Genomic DNA, 23,711 nt, shown 5'->3' on the forward strand with positions numbered 1-23,711 from the left:
CAAGTCTGATCTGCCGCTCAAGTTCGCGCGCCCTGATTGACGATGGAGTGGTTCAGCTCGTCTGCTGGGGACGGGCTCGACGTCTGGGGTAGGGCGTGTCTGGATCAGGGGAACACGAAGCGGGGGACCTGGCCGTCCTCGACCGCGACACTGCGCGGGTGCCGTCGCGGCGCTCACTCATGCGATGGGGGCCGGTGTTGGGCGCAGGTGCGGTCGCCGCGGCCTGTGTGCCGGCGCCCGAGAGCCCACCCGCCCCGGTTCCGGCACCGGCTCCGACGGGGCCGAGCCAGCCTCCCACATGGTCGAGCGCGACCGGCATGCACGTGGCCCGTCGGCTGACCTGGGGTGCAACGCCGGCGCTTGCCACAGGGATCGAGCAACTGGGCCTCGCAGCCTGGCTGGACGAGCAACTCGCCTGGCGCTCGATCGATGACTCCCATGTGGCGCCGATGCTCACCGCCTGGCCGCGGCCCGACATGACTGCGCCAGCCCTCAAGGCGGACCAGCCATGGAAGGTCGCACAGGAGCTGGCGGCGCACGAGACGATCCGCCGCTGCTACTCCAACAGGCAGCTGCACGAGGTGCTGGTCGACTTCTGGTTCGACCACTTCAACGTCGACATCCACCACAGCACTTCCAGGTACCACATGGGCGAGTACGACCGGCACGTGATCCGGCCCCACGCCCTCGGTCGGTTCTCGGACATGCTTCCGGCCGTTGCGGCCCATCCGGCGATGTTGCACTACCTCGACCAGGCCAGTTCCCGGGCCGACAGGGGGCGCGTACCCAACGAGAACTACGCGCGTGAGCTCATGGAACTGCACACGGTCGGCTCCGAAGGCGGCTACAACGAGGACGACGTCGTGGCGGTGGCCCACCTGCTCACCGGGTGGTCGACCGATGGCTCCGTCGGCGGTTTCGTGTTCCGCCCCGACCGGCACGACATGGGGCCGATGACCCCCACCCGTCAGGTGCTCGGCTGGGCGCCGGGAGGCCTCACCGGAGAGGCAGCGGGCCGGGCGTTCCTCAACCACCTGGCACACCACCCGGTCACCGCGCGCCGGGTGTGCCACAAGCTTGCCCGCCGCCTGATCCGCGACGACATCTCGCCGCACTCGGCGGTGGTCGACTCAGCGGTGCAGGCGTGGCAGTCCTCCGGCACCGACATTGCCGCCACGGTGAGGGCGTTGGTGCTGTCGGCAGAATTCGCCTCGGCCGCGGGCGCGAAGGTGCGCCGCCCCCAATCTCTCGTCACCCAGATGGTGAGGGCCCTCGGGATCCAATGGCAGATCCCGAGCAAGCCCGACAACTTCCTGTGGGCCAACTGGAGCAACCTCGAGCAGCTCGGCAACGCAAACCACGCCTGGCCTGCACCGAATGGGTATCCGGATGCCAACGGCTTCTGGCTGTCGGTCGGCGCACTCGTGTCACGTTGGAACCTGGCGGTCTGGCTCGCCTACGACACGATCGCCGGGATGCACTTCGACGCCGCTGCCACGATGGACTGGGCGCCCAACCGACGTTGGGGTGAATGGCTCGACGCCCTCGCGGAACGAATAGCCGGCGAACCGTGGCCACCAGAGGTACGGGCCTCGGTGCTTTCCCACCACGGTGTGACCGAGACAACGGTGTTCAGGAGCTGGGACCACCACGCCGCAAAGGCGGTCGTAGCGGTCCTCTTGCAGACAGCGGGGTTCCAACGATCATGACCACTCGACGCAACTTCATGGTCGGCGCCGCTGCAGGCGCCACGACGGTCCCCCTGATCGCTGCCCCCTCACTGGCGGGAGCCACTCCGTACAACGGGAACACGCTCGTCGTGATGTTCATGCGCGGCGGTTGCGACGGGCTGTCGCTGTTCCCGCCGGTGGGGGAGGCGGCGTACCACGATGCGCGTCCGACGGTCGCGGTGTCCGACACAGCCGCGTTGGCGCTGGCCGGACCCGGTGCCGACTCCAACTTCGGCTGGAACCCCGGGGCGGCCCGGCTGTCGGAGTTCTTCGACGCCGGGCGCGTGGCAGTGGTACCCGCGGCCGGTTCGCCCGACCACTCCCGTTCACACTTCGACTGCCAGGACGGCATCGAGGCGGGCCGACCCGAGGATCGCCGTTCGGTCAGCGGTGGCTGGATCGGCCGCTACCTCGCGGGGACCGCTTCATCTGACCACCCGCTGCGGGCGTTCAGCGCGGGCACGGGTATCCCGCCATCGATGCGGGGCTACGGGGCGATCTCGGCTCCGTCGATCGACAGGCTGGGCCTCCTGTCGTGGGGGCCGGAGCCGGCCTGGGCCCGAGAGGCGATCGCTGCGGGCTACTCCGCCGAGCGGGCGGGCGGAGACCTCGCCATGTGGGCGGGGGTGACCCTTGGGGCCCTCGATGAGATCGAACCACTGCTGGCGGGTGAGGTCTCTCCGCCCGACGGTTGGCCCGGTTCCTCGGTGGCGAGGCTGCTGTTCACCATTGCCCGCCTGCTCGAGGCGGGCCTGCCTGTGCAGATGGCCACGGTGGACCTGGGCGGGTGGGACCACCACGACAACATCGGCTCCGCGACCGACCCCAACAGCCGCACCCGCGGACACATCAACGTGCTGGACTCCGCCCTGGGTGCCTTCTTCGACCGCCTCGACGCTGCCGGACTGGGCAGCAGGGTGACGGTGGCGACCATGACCGAGTTCGGCCGCCGGGTGGGGGAGAACGATTCGGGCGGCGCGGACCACGGCTACGGCGGCCCGATGGTCGTGGTGGGTGGTGGTGTCAGCCCCGGCGTCAAGGGGCCATGGCCGACGGTGGCCGAGGATGCTCTAGACCGCGGCGACCTGGCCGTGACCGTCGACCAGCGCACAGTGATGTCGGAACTGCTCGCCAGCCGCCTCGGTTCAGGCGACCTGAGCGGCGTGTTCCCGGGCTTCAACACCTCGCCCGGCACCTTCGTGGGCGTCGCCGCCTGACTTGCTCGGGCATGATTGCCCGATGAGTGACGACCGTTACGCCGCCTTTCCGGGCCTCACACTCGACCGACCGTCAGACGGGGTGCTGCGCATCACCCTTGACGCGCCGGGCCTCAACTCTGTGGATCGCGCCGTGCACCGCGAGCTCGCCGATGTGTGGCTGGCAGTGGACCGCGACCCCGACACGCGGGTGGCGGTGCTCAGGGGCGCAGGCAAGGGTCTGTCGGCCGGCGGCAGCTTCGACCTCGTCGAGGACATGATCGACGATTACGAAGCCCGCACGCTCGTGCTGCGAGAGGCCCGCGATCTCGTATTCAACGTGATCAACTGCTCCAAGCCGATCGTGTCGGCAATCCACGGCCCCGCCGTTGGCGCCGGGCTCGTGGCGGCGGTGCTGGCCGATGTTTCCGTGGCAGGCCGCTCGGCGAGGATAATCGACGGCCACACCCGCCTCGGCGTGGCGGCCGGTGACCATGCCGCGATCTGTTGGCCGATGATGTGCGGCATGGCCAAGGCCAAGTACTACCTGCTCACCTGCGACGCGCTGACCGGCGAGGAGGCCGAGCGCATCGGCCTCGTCAGCCTGTGTGTGGATGACGACGAGGTGCAGGACAAGGCCCATTCCGTCGCAGAGAGCCTGGCCGGCGGCTCGCAGTCGGCGATCCGCTGGACGAAGCATTCGCTCAACAACTGGTACCGAGACCACAGTTCGATCTTCGATGCATCGTGGGGCCTGGAGTTCTACGGGTTCGGCGGCCCCGACGTGGCGGAAGGCGTGGCGTCGCACCGCGAGAAGCGCGAGCCCCGGTTCTCCGGGCCGACAAGCGAGTGAGTGCCTCGGTGACGCCCCTCATCATGGGTGTCGTCAACGCGTCGGTCGACTCGCTGCTCGGCGGGGTCGACGCGGCAGGCGCGGCGGAACTGGCCGCGCAGATGGTGGACAGCGGTGCGTCGATCCTCGACTGCGGCGGCCAGTCGCTGCGGACGGACCAGGGCGAGATCAGCGTGCAGGAGGAACTCGCCCGCGTGCTGCCAGTCATCGAGGCGGTGCACGCGGCCTGCCCCGACACGACCGTTTCGATCGACACCTACCGCGCAGGTGTCGCCACAGAGGCGATTGCTGCGGGAGCGGGCCTCGTGAATGACCCATCGGGACTGCTCCACGAGGATCTGGCAGGGGTGGTGGCCGGTTCCGGCGTGGACCTGGTGCTCGCCTATAGCCGCGCCGTGCCCAAGGTGCGCATGACCCGCGACCAACTCGTGGACGACCCGGTTGCCGATGGCGTCGGGTTCATCAACGAGCGCATCGCCGTGCTCCAGGCGGCGGGTGTGGATCGTTCCACGGTCGTGGTCGATCCAGGCCCCGACCTGGGCAAGTCACCCGACCAGACCATCGAGATCCTGCACCGGGGCTCCGAGATCCGCGCGGCAGTCGGTGGCGGCCGGTTCCTCTGGGCCGTGTCGAAGAAGGACTTCATCGGGGCGTTGCGGGAGCGCACGCCCTCACAACGCGGTCCGGGCACCCTCGGGGCGCTCGCAGCGATCGACTTCGAGCCGGGCGACATCGTGCGGGTGCACGACGTCGCCGGCGTGGCCGACTTCTTCGCGGTCCGCGCCGCCATCAACGAGGGCTGCGATGGCCCCCTCGACCTCCCCGAGCACGTCCGTTACGAACCCGGTGGCTGATCACATCCGGTCGGTCAGCTCCAGCAACGATGTGTGGAACGCGTCGGCGTCGAGGTCGTGGCTCCAGCCGTGCCCACAGAACAGACGGTCGAAACGGTGCCCCGACTCTGCAAAGCGGCGCAGCGAATCACGCTGGGCGTCCCAGGAGAACCAGCAGGCGTTGCGGAACGCGGTGAGGTGTTCGCTGCGCGGGCTCCAGGCCAGCGAGTCACCTGAGAACAGCAGATGGTCGTCCACCAGGAACAGCACCGAACCCTCGGTGTGTCCCGGCACCGGGAACGCCACGATGTCGTCGCGGACCCGCACTTCGTCGGTGCCGTCGATCATGTGGTTGGCATCCGGTGCAGCCGATGAGTCCGCCTCGTGGACCCAGACTTGCGCGCCGAAGCGATCGGCATAGCGGGCGTAGTCGGCCACGTCGTCACGGTGTGACAGCAGGATGTGGTCGATCCCACCCATCTCCTCGACCGGGCCGACCACCTCGCGGGTCCAGCGCGGTGAGTCGACCATCACGTTGCCTGCGTCGCGCGCGACCAGGTAGCTGTGCGCCCCGAACGAGGAACGGGCGTTGTGGCCCAGCCGGTACACGCCATCGCCGAGGTCCTGGGGAAAGGCCTTCGGATATGGGCGCTTCAGCGTCTCGTTGCCGACCGAACGGGTGGGGCACACGAGAAGTGCACGCCAAGCAGCATCGAGGTCCTCGGGCGTCTCCGGCTGACGAAGGAAGACGGACTTGCCGTCGTCGTCGGTTCCCACGAGGCCCGGGGCCACATGGCGTGCCGCATCGCAGTTGATGCAGTTCGTGTCGACGTACCAGTCGCCCGGGGCCGAGAGCTCATTGCGGTCCATTGGCCGTGCCATGGCGACTCCCTTGTCGGCTCCATCCGCCGGCCCGGTCGGGCCGGTCGGTCGTGTCAGCCGGGCAGTTCCATCAACTCGATGCGTACCCCGGCCGGGTCCGAGAGGAATACCAGATTCACACCCGGATTGGTCCGCGTCGACTCGATCACGCTGCCGCCCGCAGCCACTGCCCGGTCCACGGCGCCGTCGAGGTCGTCCACCCAGAGCGCCAGGTGTGTCAGCCCGATCGTGGCCCGGCTGGTCGCCGGTGTGCCGCTGGGCGTGGGGGAGTCGTAGCCGAGCAGCTCGACCGCGAAGTCCCCATGCTGCACCACCTGGGAGTGCACCACCAGCGGCGCCCCGTCATCAGGTATCACCTCCAGCGCGGCCGCGATGTCGGGCACCGACTCGGAGTCGATGTCGAATCGGTCCGTGGCGTCGAAGCCGAGACCCTCGGTGAAGAACCGCATGGTGGCCTCGAGGTCGGGTGTGCACAGACCCACGTGCGACGGCTTGATCATCAGACGACCTCCGGCAGGCCAATGGGGTTGGGAAACGGAATCCAGCCGGCCTCCACGACCGATGCGGCGAGCGGGATCAGGCCGTCGCGAAGGTGGGCACGGCCCGACTCGCCGATTGCCGCGAACGGGGGTGCGGCAAGGTCATCGGTACGGCTCTCGATGCCCTCGTGCAGCTTGCGGCCTCGCTCTGTGAGTGCGTCGTCGGCCGCTTCGAGGATCCCGGCGACCCGCAGTGTCGTCGTTGCCTCGGTCCAGTCCGCCTCGCTCCACCCCCGGTTGTCCCGCAACACAGCGGGATCCGTGCCGGAGGCTGCTGCGGCCAGGACGTGGGCCTCGCAGCCGCTGAAGCCGTCAGCTGTGAGTACCGCTACATGCCCGCCGCCGCGGTGCTCGCGCAGCGACGTGCACATCTGCCACAGGTCTTCGACCAGATCCTCGAATGGCATCACATCGCGGTTGGCGGCGAACAGCGGGCGGCCCGTCGCATCCGCTGACTCGACGGCCCGGTCGAGCGTACCCAGCAGGCTCGACACGTGGTCGTCACAGTCGGGCATGGCCTCGCGGATCGCCTGGGCAGCAGCTCGTGCCCGACCTTCGACTGCAGTCTCGGGTTCCACGAACCCCCACGCGTCGGGCAGTGCCTTCAGGACCATCTCGGTCTCGAACCCACCGAAGGTCGACTCGACCACGCCCGGGCCCACGGCGCCCATGGGGGCCGCCCGAGTGCCGAAGTAGCCCATCCAGAAACCCCTGAAGCCCATCTCGGCGTTGGCCTCGCGGCAGTGGGGCGCGAAGTATGTGACCGCATGCACCGTCTCGATGAGGTGCCACAGGTCCCGTGCTTCACTCGCGTGCATCACCTCATCATTGCCGCTTGCGGAGCCACGTGGTGCCGCGCCATGTACCGTCCCCACCAACTGCTCGAAACGGGGGCGCCCATGGCCGGCAAGGGCATCACGATGACCGACGAGTTGCGCGAGTACATGCTGGCGCACAGCGATCCGCCTCGCAGCGACGTGCACCGCCGCCTCATGGAGCGTACGGCGCAGGAGATGGGCGACCTCTCCATGATGCAGATAGCCGCCGAGCAGGGCCCGTGGCTCACGTTCACCGCGAGATCGATGGGCGTTAGCAACGCCGTCGAGGTCGGCACGTTCACCGGCTACTCGGCACTCTGCATCGCGGAAGGCCTGGCACCCGGCGGCAAGTTGCACTGCCTCGACATAGACGCCGACTTCGTGCACATCGGCCGGCCGTTCTGGCAGGAGGCCGGGGTGGCGGACCGCATCGAGGTGACCATTGCCCCTGCGCTGGAGACACTGCAGGCCCTTCCCCATGACGATCCGATCGACTTCGCATTCATCGACGCCGACAAGGAGAACTACTGCGCGTACTACGAGGAGCTGCTGGGTCGCGTGGCGCCCGGTGGCCTCATCGTGGCCGACAACACCCTGTGGGCGGGCGCAGTGCTCGATGAATCGGTCGATGACTCCTCCACCGTTGCCATTCGGCAGTTCAACGACATGGTCGCAGCGGATGAGCGCGTCGACTCCCTGCTGGTCAACATCGGTGACGGGTTGATGCTGGCCCGCAAGCGCGGCTGACCCGGGTTGGCCGCGATGCGTCGATTAGCAACCCAACCAGAGACCTCACCGTTAGACTGACCGGGTGTCCCATCGTGAGGAAGAGAAGCGCTACGAGGCACTGAGCCCGTTCGAGCTCAAGAATGAGCTGCAGGCGTTGGCCGGCTCGGCGGACGAAGCGCTCATGCTCAATGCCGGGCGGGGCAACCCCAACTGGGTGGCCACGGAGCCGAGACGGGCGTATGCGGAGCTGATGCAGTTCGCCCTCGACGAGTCGGAGCGCAACCCGATCCGCGACGGATTCGGGGGCACACCGCAGCGCGACGGCATCGCCAGCCGACTTCGGGCCCATCTGGAGGCCGACGGCGCGCAGGGCGCAGCGTTGCTCGGCCGCTCGCTCGACTGGGTCGGCAGCACCCTGGGGATCGACGCCGACGACTTCGTGGTCGAACTCTGTGACGCCATCCTGGGTGACCACTATCCGGTTCCCGTGAGGATGCTCACGCAGTGCGAGAAGGTGGTCGACGCCTACCTGGCTCTCGTACTTGCGGGCGGCTCATGGCCGACCGGCAACTTCGAGCTGTTCGCCACCGAAGGCGGCACGGCAGCGATGACCTACGTGTTCAACTCCCTCGCGGAGAACCGGTTGCTGCACAAGGGCGACAAGATCGCACTCGGCACGCCGATCTTCACTCCCTACCTCGAGATCCCGGAACTGAACGACTACGAGCTCGTCATCCTGGAAGTGGAGCAGAGCGAGTCGGACGACTGGAGGTACTCGGCCGACGAACTCGAGAAGCTTGCGGACCCGGACGTGAAGGCGTTCTTCGTGGTCAACCCGTCGAACCCCGCCTCGCGGGCGATGCACGCCGACACGCTGGCTGCCATCGGCGAGCTGGTGCAGGACCGGCGTGGCGACCTGATCCTGCTGACCGACGACGTGTACGGGACGTTCGTCGACGACTTCCGTTCACTCGCCGCGGCGGCGCCGCACAACACCGTGCTCGTGTACTCGTGGTCCAAGTTCTTCGGTGCCACGGGCTGGCGCCTCGGCGCCATCGGGCTGCACGAGGACAACGTTCTCGACCGGCTGCTGGCCGACCTCCCGCGATCCGACCGCGACGAGCTGGCACAGCGCTACTCGACGGTCTTCCTCGACCCTGCCGCTGCCCGCATGATCGACCGGCTCACCGCCGACAGTCGCACGGTGGCGCTCAACCACACAGCCGGGCTGTCCACGCCCCAACAGGTGATGATGACCCTGTTCTCGCTGCATGCGCTCACCGAGGGCGGACGCAACTACCAGCAACAGGCACAGGCGATCGTGCGCGCCCGCATCGACAAGCTCTATGCAGCGATGGGTGTGGAGCACTCGACGAGCCAGTGGGACACCAGCTACTACACGATCATCGATGTTCCGCAGCTTGCCGAGGATCGCCACGGCGCGGGTTTCCGCGAATGGCTCACCACTGCGCACGAGCCGATCGACTTCGTGTGGCGTCTGGCCCAGGAGCGCGAGGTCGTGCTGATGGACGGTGGCGGTTTCGAAGCACCGGACATGTCGGTGCGGGTGTCGCTCGCCAACCTTCGAAGCGAGGACTACGTGCGCATCGGCGAGGCGATCTCCGGGCTGCTCGAGGACTACCACTCAGAGTACGAGGGCGATCGGTGAGGTCTCGGGCGTGATCGACTGGATCGAGGACGTCTTCGACACGGCACCTCTGCTGGCGCTGTTCCTGGCCGTCGGGCTCGGCCACATCCTCGGCAAGCTGCGCATCTCCACCTTCAAGCTCGGTGGCATCGCCGGCACCCTCATAGTCGCCGTGGCGATCGGCCAGTTCGGCATCTCGCTCAGCGATGACCTCAAGACGGCCTTCTTCGCGTTGTTCATCTACGCGGTCGGTTTCCAGGGCGGCCCGCAGTTCGTGGCGTCGCTGAACCGCCGCACGATCAACCAGCTGGCATCGGCGGCGCTGATGGCCATCGTCGGTCTCGGAGTGGTCCTCGCCTGCGCGTTCGCGTTCGACCTCGACAAGGGAACGGCAGCCGGCCTCGGCGCGGGCGGGCTCACACAGTCGGCGATCATCGGCACCGCGGACGAGTCGATCGAAGAACTCGACGGCGTGAGTGCCGACGACAAGAAGCAGATGCAGACCAACGTGGCGGTCGGCTACGCGATCACATACATCTTCGGTCAGATAGGCCCGATCATCGCCGTGACCTGGCTGTTTCCGCTCTGGCGGCGCTGGAACATCCGCAAGGAGGCCAAGGCGAAGGCCGAGCGGATGTCGGGCGGCGAGATCATCCTCGAACCGGGTGAGGTGGATGCCGTCGAGCCGCTGCGCACACGCTTCTTCAGGGTGGGCGTCGGCGCGGACCTCGATGGCATGACGGTCGGCGACATCGAGCTGAGCGACCCGTACGTGGCCATCGAGGCTGTCGTGTCCGAGGGCAGCACGCGCTCGGGCGAACCCGACGTCGTGCTCGAGGCCGGTGACGTGGTGGCCGTCACTGGCTACGTGGCGCAGCTCGAGGGTCTGGAGACGACCCTCGGTGAGGAGATCCCGCCGCCGCTGGGTTTCCACATCGTGGAGGAGCAGCGCGACGTGGTCATCACCAATGGGGAGGTCGAGCATCGTTCGCTCAAGGACCTCGCCACCACCGTCGACGTGGATGTCCGCCATGGCGTGCTCCCCTCGAAGCTCGTGCGCATGGGCCACGAGATGCCGCTGCTGCCCGACGTCGAGCTCCAGCGCGGTGACGAGCTCACCCTCATGGGGCGTCCCTCGGACATCGACCGTGTGGAGCCACTGCTCGGATACGGGGTCTCCGCAGCGAAGATCACCGACTTCGTGTTCTTCGGCTTCGGCATGGCCCTGGGTGTCGCCATCGGGCTGCTCACCTGGACCATCGGGGACGTGCCCATCACCCTCGGCACCGGCGGCGGCTGTCTGGTGTCGGGGCTCATCTTCGGGTGGCTCCACGCAAGGGTGCCCAGATTTGCCGCCGTGCCGGTGGGCGCGACCAACTTCCTGCGCGATTTCGGGCTCGCCGTGTTCGTGGGCGTCGTCGGTCTCACGGCCGGCAAGTCGGCGATCGAGAGCCTGGAAGCCAACGGCGTGAAGCTGTTCCTGCTGGGACTCGTCGTCACGATGCTGCCGATGCTCATCGTCTTTCCGATCTCGTACTACGTGTTGCGCATCAAGGACCCGATCGACTCGCTGTCGTGTGTCGCCGGTGGTCGCAGCGCCAATCCCGGGTTTGCGGCTCTGCTCCAGAAGGCTGGAAATGCCACACCTGTCGCGGCGTTCACCGTTACCTACGCGCTTGCCAACGTGCTTCTCACCGTGTGGGGGCCACTGATCGTGGGCATCGTGCCCACGACCGTTTCGTAGGGATCGCCGGGGAACATCCGCGCCCGGGTTTCCGTTGGGCGGGCCCTGCGAGCAAGCATGAGGCGTGCCCGCTGTGCAGCCATCGTTGCTCGAAGAATTGAGGATCGGTCCGCGCACCGCGCCCAACCGGGTTGTGTTCGGCCCCCACGAGACCAATCTGGGCCGCGGCCGCAAGCTGTCTGAGCGGCACACGGCCTACTACGAGCGCCGAGCGGCAGGTGGTGCCGGGGTGATCGTCACCGAGGAAGCATCGGTGCACGACTCGGACTGGCCCTACGAACGGGCGCCGCTCGCCACGGAATGCGGCGACGGCTGGGCGGAGGTCGTCGAGGCTTGCGGGGCACATGGATCGCTGGTGCTGGCAGCGATCGGCCATGCCGGCGGACAGGGCACTTCGCACTGGTCCCAGAGCGAGCTGTGGGCACCTTGCCGCGTACCGGAGGTCAACACCCGCGAGGTGCCGAAGTGGATGGAGGCCCCGGACATCGAGGCCGTGATCGCCGGCTTCGCCGAGGCCGCCCGCACCGCTGTGGAGGCCGGGTGCGACGGCGTCGAGGTCAACGCCGGCCAGTTCTCGTTGGCCCGCCAGTTCCTGTCGGGTCTGACCAACACCCGCGACGATGAATGGGGCGCCGACCGCACGTTGTTCCTGGACCGGGTGCTGGCAGACGTCCGCGCAGCCGTCGGCAGCGAAGCCATCGTTGCGCTGCGTCTCTCTTGTGACGAGCTTGCGCCCTGGGCCGGAATCACTCCCGAGGACGCACCCGCCCTCGCGGTGGACCTGCTCGGCGATCCGGCTCGCCCGGCGTTCGACATGCTCACCGTGGTGAGGGGCTCGATCTTCTCCACCGGGGCGACGCGTCCCGACGGTCACACCCCCGAGGGGTTCAACCTGGAGCTCGCGAACTCGGTGGCAGCCGCGCTGGCCGAGGTCTGCGACGTGCCGGTGGCGGCCCAGGGGTCGATCGTGGATCCGGCCATGGCCACCAGCGCCGTGGCCGCAGGGCCTGTCGCCGCCGTCGAGATGACCCGGGCACAGATCGCGGACCCGCTCCTCGTGTCGAAGCTCGCCGATGAGGAGCCACAGCAGGTCAGACCATGTGTGCTGTGCAACCAGATGTGTGCGGTGAGGGACAACCGCAACCCGATCGTGAGCTGCACGGTCGAACCGGCCAGCGGGCACGAGACCGAAGACGTGCCGGTGCGCGGTACGGCCCTGGCCCCCGTAGACGTGCTGGTTGTGGGGGGTGGCCCGGCGGGCATGGAAGCTGCACGCGTTGCCGCCCTGCGCGGCCACAGGGTCCGCTTGGCGGAGCGCAGCGACGAACTGGGCGGCAACCTTGCCGTCACGGCTGCACAGCCCGGCCGCAGCCGCTTCGCCGTGCTTGCAGGATGGCTGCAGTCGGAGTGCAGTCGCCTCGGGGTCGACATCCGTACCCGCCACGATGTGTCCTCTGCGGAAGCGGGCGAGGTTCCCCACGTGATCCTCGCGGTCGGCAGTCGTGACGGCGACCTCGCGGCGGATCCGTCCCGAGGCGCCCACGTCGTGTCGGCAGCCTCCGCGCTGGCAGCCCCGCGTGGCTTGCCCGAAGGGGCAGTGCTCGTCTGGGACCCGATAGGCGGCCCGACCGGAGTCGCCGTGGCGGAGCTGCTGGCAGCCATAGGGCGCGATGTGCACCTGGCCACGCCCGACTACACGGTGGGCAATGAGCTGGCCCGTTCAGGTGACCTGGGCCCGGCCAATGCCCGGCTGGCCCAGGCCGGCGTGCAGATGCACCGCCGTCGCACGCTGGGCGAGCTCGGGGATGGAACGGCGGTGCTTCGCGACCGCTTCGGTGGCGACGACCTGGTCCTCGAAGTCGGGGTGGTGGTTGATGCCGGAGCGCGGCTTCCGCAGACCGATCTCGAAGTGGACCTGAGCGGCCACCTCGGCCATGACATGGCGGCAGCGGGTGACTGTGTGGCACCTCGAACGGTGCACGAAGCTGTGCTCGAAGGTCGGCGCCGGGCCCTCGAGCTGGGATGAACACTGTTCACGCTTACCCCTGAACGCCTCACGGTTGGTACGGTTCTGCCGAAGCCACCAATAGAGGGGTGAAGCGTTGAGTAACGACGCATCCGGATCGGCCACGGCGGCCGAGACCAAGCCACGCGAGCAGATCACCGATGTGGTGATCCGGCTGGCGGGGGATTCGGGCGACGGAATGCAGCTCACCGGCAATCAGTTCACTGCCGTGAGTGCCCTGGCGGGCAACGACCTCGCCACCCTGCCCGACTTCCCTGCCGAGATCCGTGCCCCAGCCGGCACGTTGCCGGGAGTGTCAGCCTTCCAGGTCCGGATTTCCTCAGAGGACATCTCCACTCCGGGTGACGAGGCCGACGTGCTCGTGGCAATGAACCCGGCGGCGCTGCGTTCGGAGATATCCAAGCTCCGCTCGGACGGCATGGTGATCGTCAACGCCGACGGGTTCGGTGAGCGCGACCTCGAAAAGGCCGGCTACGAAGTCAGCCCTCTGGACGACGACAGCCTGGATGGCTTCAACGTGGTCGAGGTGCCGATGACCAGCCTCACCGTCACCAAGGTGAAGGAACTCGGAGTCAAGGGCCGCGACGCCGAACGTTCGAAGAACTTCTTCGCGCTGGGCCTGCTGTGCTGGATGTACAGCCGCAACCCGGACGACCTGCGCACGTGGATCGAGGAACGGTTCTCCTCCGACGAGCTGGTGAAGGCGGCCAACACCACCGCCTTCGAGGTCGGATACGCGTTCGGCGAGACCACCGAGCTGATCCCGGTCACCCGTGCCGTCGCTCCCGTCGACAGGCCGGCCGGCACGTACCGGAACGTCAACGGCAACACCGGTCTGGCCTGGGGGATCATCGCCTCTGCCCAGCTCTCGCAGTTGCCGACCTACCTCGGTTCGTACCCGATCACACCGGCATCCGACATCCTCCACGAGCTCGCGAAGTACCCCGAGGCGTCGATCCGGACCTTCCAGGCTGAAGACGAGATCGCCGCTGTGGCCTCGTCGGTCGGGGCCGCGTTCGCCGGCAACCTGGCCTGGACGACAACGTCGGGGCCCGGCATGGCGCTCAAGGCGGAGGCGATCGGCCTCGCCATCTCCCTCGAGCTGCCGCTCGTGATCGTCGACATCCAGCGAGGTGGTCCCTCCACCGGCCTGCCCACCAAGACAGAGCAGTCCGACCTGCTGCAAGCGCTGTACGGCCGCCACGGCGAATCGCCCCTGCCGGTCATCGCGGCATCCCGCCCTGCGGACTGCTTCGAGTGTGCGATCCAGGCCGCCGACATCGCGATCCGATACCGCACACCAGTGATCCTGCTGTCAGACGGCTACATCGCCAACAGCTCCGAGCCATGGTGCATGCCCGACTCGGCATCGCTGCCGGACCTCAGCACCGAATTCGCCACCGAGCCGAACCACAAGGCGCCCGATGGCACCGACGAGTACTGGCCGTACCTGCGTGACCCCGAGACCCTCGCCAGGCCATGGGCCACCCCGGGCACCCCCGGACTCGAGCACCGCATCGGTGGCATCGAGAAGGCCGACGGATCGGGCGACATCTCCTACGATCCCGACAACCACCAGCGGATGACCAACCTGCGTGCCGAGAAAGTGGCCGGTGTGGCCGACTACTACGCACCGCTCGAGGTCACCGGCGATCCCGATGCCGACCTGCTCATGGTCGGGTGGGGATCCACGTGGGGCGCGATTGCCTCGGCGGTAGAGACCATTCGCGGTGAGGGTGCCAAGGTTGCCCAGGTGCACCTGCGCCACCTCAACCCCCTTCCGCGCGAGCTGGGTGACGTCATCAAGGGCTTCCGCAAGGTGCTTGTGCCCGAGATGAACCTCGGCCAGCTGTCGAGGGTCCTGAGGGCGGAGTACCTGGTCGATGCCCAGTCCGTGAACAAGGTGGCCGGCCTTCCGTTCACCGGCGGAGAGATCGAAGCCGAGATCCGCAAGGCGCTCGGCGACATCAGCAACGGAGGTGCCTGATGACTGCCACGCCTGTCGAGATACCGACCACTACCCGCGCCGACTGGCAGAGCGACCAGGAGGTCCGCTGGTGCCCCGGCTGCGGTGACTACTCGATCCTCGCCGCCCTGCAGTTCGCACTGCCCGACATGGGTGTGCGGAAGGAAGACACCGTGGTGGTCGGCGGCATCGGCTGTGCTGCGCGCTTCCCGTACTACATGGACACCTACGGCATCCATGGCATCCATGGCCGCGCCCCGGCGATTGCCACTGGAGTGGCGATGGCGAACCCCGACCTGTCGGTGTTCGTGGTGGGCGGCGACGGCGACCTGCTGTCCATCGGCGGCAACCACCTGCTGCATGCGCTGCGCCGCAATGTGAACCTCACGATCCTGTTGTTCAACAACCGGATCTACGGGCTCACCAAGGGCCAGTACTCGCCCACGTCCGAGCAGGGCAAGGTCACCAAGTCCTCGCCCCAGGGCTCCGAGGATGCTCCGCTGATCCCGCTGTCAGTCGCACTGGGCGCGGACGCGACGTTCGTGGCTCGCACCCACGACATGGACCGCAAGCACATGCAGGAGGTCTTCCAGCGTGCGCATGCCCACCGCGGGGCCGCGTTCGTGGAGGTGCTTCAGAACTGCAACGTGTTCAACAACCACGCCTATGACCAGATCACTGCGCGGTCCAACCGCGACGACATGGTGATCCCGCTCGTGCAGGGTGAGCGGATCCGCTTCGGTCCCGACGGCCAGAAGGGCGTGGTGCTCGACCCGAAACAGGGCGCTGTCGTGGTCGACGTCGCCGATGTGGGTGAGGACGCGCTGCTGACCCACAACGAGGCACGTGACCATCCCTCGGTGGCGTTCGCACTCAGCCGTCTGTCCCCCAACATGGACGAGCCCACGCCCATGGGCGTGTTCCGCGCTGTCGACAAGCCGGTCTACGGCGAGCGCAACCCGGTGCCCGAGGCACCCCCCGGGCGTGAGTTGATCGACAAGCTGCTGCACTCAGGGTCGACCTGGGAAGTGCAGTGAGTGATTCGCCCAGTCGAATTGCACTGCGCAATCAGATGAATTCTCTTCACTTGGGGGATTCGTGCGTTCTAATCCGTGTGATCAACGCGTAGACTGGAGGGGCAAGCCGCGGGTTGGCTCCCACGGCAAGGACTAGGGCGACAGGCAACGAAGCCGAACGGAGACCTCTGATGATCGAGAAGACCAAGAACCTCCTCGAAGCGACGATCCAGCAGTCGCTGGACCTCGCGAAGGCCGCGAACAGCGCCTTTCGCACACATGACGACGTTGCAGTGGCGCTGCCTGGCGGGATGTTCGGACACGTGCACAAGGGCCGCCTCGTGGGCTTCGGTCTCGAGCCGGTGGGTGACGTGGTGGTCGATTCGGACCGTCAGGTCGAGAACCTCATGGACGGCGACGGCGGTCATGTCCTGTGGGGCAGGGTCGCCGCGGTTGCAGGCGGTGCTGCCGCAGCTGCTTCCACGATCGCCGGCGTGACTGCCGCGATTCTGCGCGGCCGGCGCCACGGCACAGCGGCTGCTGCCTGATACAGCGGCTGCTGCCTGATACAGCGGCTGCTGCCTGATACAGCGGCTGCTGCCTGATACAGCGGCTGCTGGATCCCCGAGACTGCGCGCCAACTTCTGCGAGCCGACCCCGCCGACCTACCGTTGCACCGATGGCGGAGCGGATCCTCTGGACACCCCAACAGATCGGGCCTGTCACGGTGCGCAACCGCATCGTGTTCTCAGCGCACCTCACCAACTACGCGCGTGACGGCCTTCCCACCGAACAGCACGCCGCGTACTACGCCGAGCGGGCAGCCGGTGGTGCCGGTCTGATCATCACCGAGGAACACTCGACCCATCCGACCGACTGGCCCTACGAGAAGCTGATCCACGGCTTCAACCGCGACGTGATCCCCGGCTACCGCCGCATCACCGAGGCCGTTCACCGCCACCGCACTCCGATCTTTGCCCAGATCAACCACAACGGCGGCCAGGCATCCTCGATGTACTCCCGCCTGCCCGTATGGGCGCCGTCACCGGTGCCCGACCCGCTGTTCAGGGAAGTGCCGAAGGCTGTCACGCACGGTGAGATCGCCGAGATCGTCGCCTCGTATGCGCGCGTGGCCGAGCATTGTGCCGAAGGCGGTTTCGACGGGATCGAGCTCCAGTGCTCCCACTCGTCGATCGTGCGCGGGTTCCTGTCGCCGGCAACCAACAAGCGCACCGACGACTACGGAGGGTCGCTGGCCAACAGGGCGCGGATCCTCATGGAGATCGTGGCCGCGGTGCGGAGTTCCATAGGCGCCGATCTCGCGCTCGGAGTGCGCCTGTGCGGCGACGAGTTGATCGAGGGCGGGACCACCAGCGACGAGGCGGTCGAGGTGGCGGAGATGATGGATGCCGCAGGCCAGGTCGATTACATCAACACCTCGATCGGCGTCGCGACTGCGTCGTTGTTCATGATCGAGGCGTCGATGCACATCCCGCCCGGATACGCCACGTTCATTCCGTCAGCGATCCGCAAGGCGGTCGACCTGCCTGTGGTGGGAGTCGGCCGCTACAAGGATCCGATCCAGGCCGAGCGCTCCCTCGCCGAGGGCCACTGCGACCTCGTCGGTGTCGTGCGTGGCCAGATCGCCGATGCCGACTTCGTGGCCAAGGCCCGTGCCGGGTCCGCCGACGACACACGGTTGTGCTTGAGCTGCAACCAGGAATGCGTGGGCCGCATGGGGCTCAACCGATGGTTGGGCTGCATCGAGAACCCGCGTACCGGGCGCGAGTCGCTCGGCGTCGGTCTGGCGCAGCCGGTGTCCCTGGCGCGTGAGGTGCTCGTGGTGGGTGCAGGCCCCGCCGGGCTCCAGGCCGCGATTGCGGCCGCCCGCAACGGGCACCGGGTCACCGTGTGCGAGGCGGCCGATGAGGCCGGCGGCCAGGTGCGTCTGGCGGCGTCGGTGCCCAACCGCGCCGAGTTCGGTGACCTGGTGCGAAACCAGCTGCACGAATGTGGGCGTCTGGGCGTGGAGATCGAGTACGGCACGACCGTCGACGCCGGGGAGGTGGCGCGCCGCATGCCCGACCATGTGGTGGTGGCGACTGGCTCCGCACCGGCCCGCCCATGGTGGGCACCGGCGGACGCGGAGTGGATCGTGGATGTGCGTGACGTGCTCACGGGCGCGGCCCAGCCGAGCGGCTCGGTGCTGGTGCTCGACGAGTTGGGCTTCCATCACGCCACGTCGGTGGCCGAGCTGCTCGCCGACGGCGGGTGCGAAGTCGAGATCGTGACGCCGGGCATGGTCGTTGGCCAGGACCTGGGCATCACTCTCGACCTGGAGAACTTCTGGATCCGCGCACAGGCGAAGGGAATCCGCCAGAACACCGAACTGGTGCCCATGTCCGTCGATGGGCATGTTGTCGGTTTCCAGCACCACCCCACGGGCCAGATGCAGGAGCGGGAGCCGGACTGGATGGTGCTCGCGGTTCCGTCCGACCCCGTCGAGTCGCTCTACTTCGAGCTGCGCGAAGCAGGCCTGAGCGTGGAGCGCATCGGTGACGCCATCGCGCCCCGGCGGGCCCACGCCGCTGTGGTCGACGGCGAACGGGTCGGGGCGGCCCTCACCTGACGGTCACCAGTCGACCTTGTCGCAGCCGCTGTGGCTGTCGGGCTCGACCTGCAGTGTTGCGTGGTGGATGTCGTGGTTGCCGGCCAGCAGGTCACGGGCGGAGTCGAGCACCCGGTGGTGGTCTGCATCGGTGCACACCATCAAGTGGGCAGTGAGCACGTCCATGTCGGTTGTGAGGGTCCAGACGTGCAGGTCATGCACATCGACCACCTCGTCGATGCCCTCCAGCTCGCCGCGGATCGCATCGAGGTCCACGTGCCGGGGCGCCTGCTGAAGCAGCACGCGCAGCGCCTCGCGGGCGAGTCGGATCGCCCGCGGCACGATCCAGATGCCGATTGCGAGGCCTATCCACGCGTCGATCACAGGCTCGTCGGTGATCAGGATCAGGGCGCCGCCGGCCACAACGCCCACCGATCCGACAGCGTCGGCCAGCACCTCGAGGCGGGCGCCTTCAGCGGCGAGCGATCCGCCCCCACTGAGCAGCTTCAGGGCGACCAGGTTGGCAGCCAGCCCCAGGGCGCCGACGACGAGCACCGGCATTCCGGGCACGTCGGGCGGGTCCTGGATGCGCTGCACTGCCTCCCAGATCGCCCATATGGCAACAGCGCACAGGAGCACACCGTTGGCGAGCGCGGACAGGACCTCCAGTCGGTACAGGCCGAAAGTCCGCTCGTCGCGGGTGGGTCGTGAGGCGAACGTGACCGCAGCGAGGGCCAGGATGATGCCACCAACGTCGGTGAGCAGGTGGGCGCCGTCGGTGAGCAGCGACAGCGAGCCAGTGCTGATGCCCACCGACACCTGCACGATGAGGGTGAAGATCGTGATGCCGAGCGCCCACGACAAGGGCTTTCGTGCCGACTCTCCGGAGCGTGCGAGTGCCGAGCCATGATTGTGGCCGCGGGCATGGTCGTGCGCCATGGATCCAGAGTACGTGAGGCTTGCCGGATCAGCCCTCGACGGCGGCGGCCGCCGAGAGTAGGTCGGCGACGAGGCCCTCGAAGAGCACCTTGCCGTGCTCGGCGGTTGCAGCGGTGGGGTCACCAAGCACGCCGTTGGGTGCGACAGCCGCCAGTCCGTCGGTGCGCAGCACATCGCCGATCTCGGAGAATCGTGTGCCCGGGCCGGGTTCCGCGAGTTCCATCCGCACCCGATCCGGAGCGAGGTGGAGCATCATCGACGTCTCGGTCCGTCCAGCGTGGGGGTCGCCGTCGGGCACGCGGGGATGCCATGCCGCGACGCGTCGGCCTTCGCCGCGAAGCGTGGACACGGCCGCCTCGAGCGCCTCGAGGTTGCCTCCGTGTCCGTTGACGAACAGCACGCCGCCAAAGCCAGCCCACGCCCCGGCGTCGGCTGGTTCGGGCAGGGCGCTGCGGGCAATCTCCACTGCCACATCACGCATGGCCTCTGTCCCGATCGACAGCGTGGCCGGGAAGCCCCGATGCTCGCCGGAGGCACCGATGCTGACCGGTGGGGCAACCACGACGTCGTCGCGCGACTGCGCCAACGCTTGGGCGAACGCGCATGCGATGACGGTGTCGGTGTCGACGGGAAGGTGACGCCCATGCTGCTCGCAACTGCCTGTGGGCACAGCCAGGATCGGCGAGCGCTCTGCGAGATCCGGCCAGCGCAGGTCACCCAGGCGGTACGAGACCATCAGTCATCACCGCCGAGGTACCCCCATGACCGCAGTTGCTCGACGATCATGCGCGCCGCCTCGGCCGGCTCGGCCTCCACGGAGCGGGGTGGTTCTGTATCCAAGCCGGCGCCGGTGAGCTGCGTGATCCGATCGAGCGCGCTGTTGCCTGCGGGCGGTGGCAGCACGCGAGCCCGCGGTCGCCATGGCCGCATGCGGGGTGGCTCCACATGGGCCTCGATGCGGCCCCGCTCAACGTGGAGCGTAGGGCCCTTCGCGGCTGACCCCAGGGACGCCGACAAGGGGGCGCGGCGCAGGGTGGCTACCGCCCCCTCCACCGAATAGACCGCAGGGCCGTTGATGGCGAGGCGTTCGCGCCGCGCGCCATCGAGCCGTCGCACGGCGGTGGCCCCTGCGGATTCCGGAGTCACGGAGATCAGGCCGAGAGCCTGCGCGAACTGGAGGTGGTGCGCCAACAGCCCCGGCACCGACCCGGATCCGCGGTCGTAGCTCAGGTCGCCGCATACGACCGCTCGTGCATCCAGCTCACCGGGTCCCAGAACCGATGCCAGCACGTCGGCCACGGTCTCGGAGTGCAGCCCCGAGGACTGGTCGATCCGCACGACCCGCATGGCTCCGGACGCGGCGAGTTCCAGCAGTCCACGGTCTGCATCCGGGGGGCCTGCGCACACGATCACGGCTTCGCACTCCCAGGCCTCGGCCATCTGCAGGGCCACCTCGAGGGCGGTGCGGTCGGCAGGGGAGAAACCCCCGCCGCGCTCGGACGGAGTGACCGTGCCATGCACGGGATCGATCACGGGTCGGAGGTCGACCCACTTCACGCAGGCCACCACGGGACCCGTCGGTGCCGACGCGTTGGCGCTCATGAGTTGTGGAACACCACCCCGTGGCCACCCTCCGGGTAGGTCCAGGTGATGGCGCCCTCCTCGTTGCACACGAGGTAGCAGGTGCCGCACTCGAAGCACTGCTCGTAGTTGAATACGATGCCGCCGTCGGAGGTGGGCACGAACAGGTCGGCCGGGCAGGCCGTGATGCACCCACGGACCGTGCAGTCGCGGCAATGCGTGTCGTCGAGGGTGATGTGGGCATCGGAGTGGACTCTGAACTCCGCAGAGTTCATCCGGGCCTCGAAGCTGATCTCCGGGTATGGGTTGGGTGTATGCGCTGCCATCTGTCGACCTGTCATCCAAACGTGCGCAGGGCGCGCCATCCGTCTCGTGCGGCGTCGCGGATCCGCAGTCCATTGCGGCGCATCTCAGAGCGCACGATCTTGCGCAGCCTGGGCTTCGGGTTCGGGTTGTCCACCTGGAAGACCTGTTCGACAACCCCACAGGCCACCGCCGGAAGGTACTTCTGTGCGAGATCGCCCATCACGAGGTGTGGTGCCTCGCGCAACCGCCTGTGGTCCTGCATCACGAAGCTCGACTCGAGTCGTGACCGGTATCCGGAGAGCCCCGTGGCCGATGCATCACCTTGATCGACAGCCTTGGCGGCCGCACGGCCGGCCGCAGCACCTGAACCTATGGCGAAGTTCACGCCTTCCAGCCAGATCCCCGCAGCAAGGCACATCGCTGCGGCATCACCGGTCACGAGGATCCCGTTGCCGACGATTTCCGGCATCATGTCGTAGCCCGCCTCCGGGATCACATGGGCGGAGTACTCCTTGACCTCGCCACCCTCCACGAGGGGTGCCACCGCGGGATGCGCCTTGAGGTCGGCCAGGATCTTCTCGGGCCGCACGTCCCCCTTTGCCAAGGACGGGAGCGACAGCACCAGCCCGACCGCGATGGTGTCCCGGTTGGTGTAGACGAATCCGCCACCGGGCACATCGCCGGTGCATCCGATGATCTCGATGTCCACCCCGTGGTCGCCCCGCACACCGAAGCGCTCGTCGATGACCTCGCGGGGCAGGGCGATCGTCTCCTTCACGCCCAGCGTGTAGTTGGCCGCGTCGACCTCGCCGTAGAGGCCGGCCTCCTTGGCCAGGAACGAGTTGACTCCATCGGCCGCGATCACCACTGGCGCCGTGAGCTCGCCGTCGGGGCGGTCGGTGCGTACGCCGACCACTTGCCCACCTTCGCTCAGCAGGCCGGTCACCGTGGTGGAGCAGACCAGTTCGGCCCCGGCGTCGACCGCCTTGTCGGCGAGCCAGGAATCGAAGTCTGGCCTGTAGGCCGTGGCGCCGTTGTAGGGCTCCTCACCCCATGCCTCGGTGCGGTAGTCGACCGTGAGCGCCTGGGTACCGGTCATGATCATCGTCTGGCGTCGCGTCACCCAACGCTGGATCGGGGCCTCGCGGTACCACTCGGGCACCAGGTCATCGAGCACCCGGCCGTAGATGACCCCGCCGTACATGTTCTTGGAACCGGGGAACGGTCCGCGCTCCACCAGCACCACACGCTTGCCCGCGCGCGCGGCAGTGAGCGCAGCAGCAGAGCCTGCGGGCCCGGCGCCGACCACGATCACGTCGGCGGTCGTCATGGGGTCACCTCGGCGGCCGCATCGTCGAGAGCTGCCAGCTCTGCTTCGAGGGCATCGAGGGTGGCGTTGGCGTCGGCCACGATCGCCAGGTCTGCGAGGCCCATCATCGGACAGTTCGCCTCGGTGTTGACCGAGATCACATGATCCGGGCTTCCGAGGCCGCTGGTGTGCTGCACGGCGCCGGAGATCCCGAACGCCATGTAGAGGCGGGGATCCACGACCACGCCCGTGGTGCCGATCTGGCGCTCGTGGGGCAGCCAGCCCTTGTCGGTGATCACCCGGGTGGTGCCGACAGAGGCATCCAGTGCGGTGGCGATGCCCGTGAGTTGCACGAACCGCTCGCTCGCTTCGAGGCCGTTGCCGCCACCGAGGATCCGGGGGGCCTCTGCGAGGTCCATCGTGGTCACGTCCGGCGGCAGCACCTCGACGATCTCCGCCTCGGCCGTCTCGGGTGCCTGCAGGTCGAGTTCGGTGACGGACATCTCCAGCATCGGGTCGGGCTCGACGCCGCGTACGCCCGGCTGGAGCGTGACCACAGCGGCGCCGCGAAGCGAGTGCTCGGCCATCGACGACCCGGCGAAGCCGACCGTGGTCACACGGTCCTCGCGGACTTCGATGGCGCCGGCGATGGGCACGTGCTCGAGCAGCGCCGCGAGCCGGGGAGCAAGATCGCGGCCGTCGGGGCTGGCGGGTAGCAGCAGGATCCGTTCCTCCGCGAGCAAGGGAGCCAACACGGCAGCCCATGCACCCGGCGCGAAGCCCGGGGTGTCCCAGACCCGAACGTCGGTTGCGAGTCCGCGCAGCTCCTGGCTTGCCGTCATTGCCGACTCTCCCACGAGCACGGCTGCTCCGCCCGCCTCGGCGACGGCTTCGGCGCCTCCCGCGGGCAGCTCACCCGCACGCACCGGGACCACTGCGATCATGGGGCAAAGCTACCGCTGGCCGACTCCGGCTCCCCAGTCGTGAC

At 68.1% G+C, this 23,711-nt stretch carries 21 protein-coding genes; 12 read left to right on the top strand and 9 right to left on the bottom strand.

From position 1 onward, the window contains the following. The first annotated feature begins 95 nt into the window (after positions 1-95). The 4 genes from GY812_15735 to folP are packed head-to-tail and all read left to right on the top strand — an operon-like array spanning position 96 to position 4,633. Complete coding sequence (locus tag GY812_15735) at positions 96-1,709, top strand: DUF1800 domain-containing protein (protein ID MCP4436931.1); 1,614 nt, start codon at positions 96-98, stop codon at positions 1,707-1,709. After that, positions 1,706-2,947, top strand: a complete 1,242-nt coding sequence (locus GY812_15740; GenBank protein ID MCP4436932.1) for a DUF1501 domain-containing protein — start codon at positions 1,706-1,708, stop codon at positions 2,945-2,947. Before GY812_15735 ends, GY812_15740 begins: the two co-directional genes overlap by 4 nt. A gap of 22 nt (positions 2,948-2,969) precedes the next feature. Continuing rightward, positions 2,970-3,779 (top strand): enoyl-CoA hydratase/isomerase family protein, encoded by an 810-nt coding sequence (locus tag GY812_15745; GenBank protein ID MCP4436933.1) that lies wholly within the window; start codon positions 2,970-2,972, stop codon positions 3,777-3,779. Between the two features lie 8 nt (positions 3,780-3,787). After that, on the top strand, positions 3,788-4,633 hold the full coding sequence (folP, locus tag GY812_15750; GenBank protein MCP4436934.1) for a dihydropteroate synthase: 846 nt from the start codon (positions 3,788-3,790) through the stop codon (positions 4,631-4,633). Here folP and GY812_15755 read toward each other — a convergent pair whose 3' ends face one another. From GY812_15755 to GY812_15765, 3 genes are read right to left on the bottom strand one after another with little or no spacing between them, the layout of a single operon-like run. Next, a complete protein-coding gene (locus GY812_15755; GenBank protein ID MCP4436935.1) occupies positions 4,634-5,494 on the bottom strand; it encodes an MBL fold metallo-hydrolase in 861 nt (286 codons plus the stop codon). 53 nt (positions 5,495-5,547) lie between these two features. After that, entirely contained in the window at positions 5,548-5,994 is a 447-nt protein-coding gene (locus tag GY812_15760; protein ID MCP4436936.1) for a VOC family protein, read from the bottom strand. Continuing rightward, the gene (locus GY812_15765; protein MCP4436937.1) at positions 5,994-6,851 is read right to left on the bottom strand and encodes a hypothetical protein; all 858 of its coding nucleotides are present in this window, start codon (positions 6,849-6,851) and stop codon (positions 5,994-5,996) included. The genes GY812_15760 and GY812_15765 overlap by 1 nt, the downstream gene beginning before the upstream one ends. Before the next feature lie 81 nt (positions 6,852-6,932). Between GY812_15765 and GY812_15770 the strand changes: the two genes are divergently transcribed. From GY812_15770 to GY812_15805, 8 genes are all read left to right on the top strand, one after another. Further along, positions 6,933-7,598, top strand: a complete 666-nt coding sequence (locus GY812_15770; GenBank protein ID MCP4436938.1) for an SAM-dependent methyltransferase — start codon at positions 6,933-6,935, stop codon at positions 7,596-7,598. Between the two features lie 64 nt (positions 7,599-7,662). Further along, positions 7,663-9,249: a bifunctional aspartate transaminase/aspartate 4-decarboxylase gene (locus GY812_15775; GenBank protein ID MCP4436939.1), complete on the top strand. Its 1,587-nt coding sequence runs from the start codon at positions 7,663-7,665 to the stop codon at positions 9,247-9,249. A 13-nt stretch (positions 9,250-9,262) separates the two neighbouring features. Continuing rightward, a complete protein-coding gene (gene aspT / locus GY812_15780; protein MCP4436940.1) occupies positions 9,263-10,972 on the top strand; it encodes an aspartate-alanine antiporter in 1,710 nt (569 codons plus the stop codon). 73 nt (positions 10,973-11,045) lie between these two features. Further along, positions 11,046-12,998: a mycofactocin system FadH/OYE family oxidoreductase 1 gene (locus tag GY812_15785; protein ID MCP4436941.1), complete on the top strand. Its 1,953-nt coding sequence runs from the start codon at positions 11,046-11,048 to the stop codon at positions 12,996-12,998. Positions 12,999-13,176: 178 nt separating this feature from the next. After that, complete coding sequence (locus GY812_15790) at positions 13,177-14,985, top strand: 2-oxoacid:acceptor oxidoreductase subunit alpha (protein MCP4436942.1); 1,809 nt, start codon at positions 13,177-13,179, stop codon at positions 14,983-14,985. Beyond that, positions 14,985-16,001: a 2-oxoacid:ferredoxin oxidoreductase subunit beta gene (locus tag GY812_15795; GenBank protein ID MCP4436943.1), complete on the top strand. Its 1,017-nt coding sequence runs from the start codon at positions 14,985-14,987 to the stop codon at positions 15,999-16,001. The genes GY812_15790 and GY812_15795 overlap by 1 nt, the downstream gene beginning before the upstream one ends. Before the next feature lie 170 nt (positions 16,002-16,171). Further along, complete coding sequence (locus GY812_15800; protein ID MCP4436944.1) at positions 16,172-16,528, top strand: hypothetical protein; 357 nt, start codon at positions 16,172-16,174, stop codon at positions 16,526-16,528. A gap of 131 nt (positions 16,529-16,659) precedes the next feature. After that, complete coding sequence (locus tag GY812_15805; GenBank protein ID MCP4436945.1) at positions 16,660-18,609, top strand: mycofactocin system FadH/OYE family oxidoreductase 2; 1,950 nt, start codon at positions 16,660-16,662, stop codon at positions 18,607-18,609. A gap of 3 nt (positions 18,610-18,612) precedes the next feature. On the opposite strand, the gene GY812_15810 is transcribed toward GY812_15805, so the two are convergent. From GY812_15810 to GY812_15835, 6 genes are read right to left on the bottom strand one after another with little or no spacing between them, the layout of a single operon-like run. Then, entirely contained in the window at positions 18,613-19,527 is a 915-nt protein-coding gene (locus tag GY812_15810; protein MCP4436946.1) for a cation transporter, read from the bottom strand. A 28-nt stretch (positions 19,528-19,555) separates the two neighbouring features. After that, entirely contained in the window at positions 19,556-20,263 is a 708-nt protein-coding gene (mftE, locus tag GY812_15815; GenBank protein MCP4436947.1) for a mycofactocin biosynthesis peptidyl-dipeptidase MftE, read from the bottom strand. Continuing rightward, positions 20,263-21,084, bottom strand: a complete 822-nt coding sequence (locus GY812_15820) for a putative mycofactocin-associated electron transfer flavoprotein (GenBank protein MCP4436948.1) — start codon at positions 21,082-21,084, stop codon at positions 20,263-20,265. The genes mftE and GY812_15820 overlap by 1 nt, the downstream gene beginning before the upstream one ends. Positions 21,085-21,125: 41 nt before the next feature. Further along, entirely contained in the window at positions 21,126-21,434 is a 309-nt protein-coding gene (locus GY812_15825; protein ID MCP4436949.1) for a ferredoxin, read from the bottom strand. 11 nt (positions 21,435-21,445) lie between these two features. Beyond that, a complete protein-coding gene (locus GY812_15830) occupies positions 21,446-22,744 on the bottom strand; it encodes an FAD-dependent oxidoreductase (protein MCP4436950.1) in 1,299 nt (432 codons plus the stop codon). Then, entirely contained in the window at positions 22,741-23,667 is a 927-nt protein-coding gene (locus tag GY812_15835) for an electron transfer flavoprotein subunit alpha/FixB family protein (GenBank protein MCP4436951.1), read from the bottom strand. Before GY812_15835 ends, GY812_15830 begins: the two co-directional genes overlap by 4 nt. Between the last annotated feature and the right edge of the window lie 44 nt (positions 23,668-23,711).

Source organism: Actinomycetes bacterium, assembly GCA_024222295.1.
Taxonomy (GTDB): Bacteria; Actinomycetota; Acidimicrobiia; order Acidimicrobiales; family Microtrichaceae; genus JAAEPF01.

Bases quoted from the DNA above. Each gene is read 5' to 3' on its own strand.
- GY812_15795 (MCP4436943.1), top strand. From the start codon at position 14,985: ATGACTGCCACGCCTGTCGAGATACCGACCACTACCCGCGCCGACTGG.
- mftE (MCP4436947.1), bottom strand. From the start codon at position 20,263: ATGGTCTCGTACCGCCTGGGTGACCTGCGCTGGCCGGATCTCGCAGAG.
- GY812_15825 (MCP4436949.1), bottom strand. From the start codon at position 21,434: ATGGCAGCGCATACACCCAACCCATACCCGGAGATCAGCTTCGAGGCC.
- GY812_15805 (MCP4436945.1), top strand. From the start codon at position 16,660: ATGGCGGAGCGGATCCTCTGGACACCCCAACAGATCGGGCCTGTCACG.
- GY812_15835 (MCP4436951.1), bottom strand. From the start codon at position 23,667: ATGATCGCAGTGGTCCCGGTGCGTGCGGGTGAGCTGCCCGCGGGAGGC.
- GY812_15740 (MCP4436932.1), top strand. From the start codon at position 1,706: ATGACCACTCGACGCAACTTCATGGTCGGCGCCGCTGCAGGCGCCACG.
- GY812_15810 (MCP4436946.1), bottom strand. From the start codon at position 19,527: ATGGCGCACGACCATGCCCGCGGCCACAATCATGGCTCGGCACTCGCA.
- GY812_15830 (MCP4436950.1), bottom strand. From the start codon at position 22,744: ATGACGACCGCCGACGTGATCGTGGTCGGCGCCGGGCCCGCAGGCTCT.
- GY812_15760 (MCP4436936.1), bottom strand. From the start codon at position 5,994: ATGATCAAGCCGTCGCACGTGGGTCTGTGCACACCCGACCTCGAGGCC.
- GY812_15790 (MCP4436942.1), top strand. From the start codon at position 13,177: ATGCAGCTCACCGGCAATCAGTTCACTGCCGTGAGTGCCCTGGCGGGC.
- GY812_15800 (MCP4436944.1), top strand. From the start codon at position 16,172: ATGATCGAGAAGACCAAGAACCTCCTCGAAGCGACGATCCAGCAGTCG.
- GY812_15755 (MCP4436935.1), bottom strand. From the start codon at position 5,494: ATGGCACGGCCAATGGACCGCAATGAGCTCTCGGCCCCGGGCGACTGG.
- GY812_15770 (MCP4436938.1), top strand. From the start codon at position 6,933: ATGGCCGGCAAGGGCATCACGATGACCGACGAGTTGCGCGAGTACATG.
- GY812_15765 (MCP4436937.1), bottom strand. From the start codon at position 6,851: ATGCACGCGAGTGAAGCACGGGACCTGTGGCACCTCATCGAGACGGTG.
- GY812_15745 (MCP4436933.1), top strand. From the start codon at position 2,970: ATGAGTGACGACCGTTACGCCGCCTTTCCGGGCCTCACACTCGACCGA.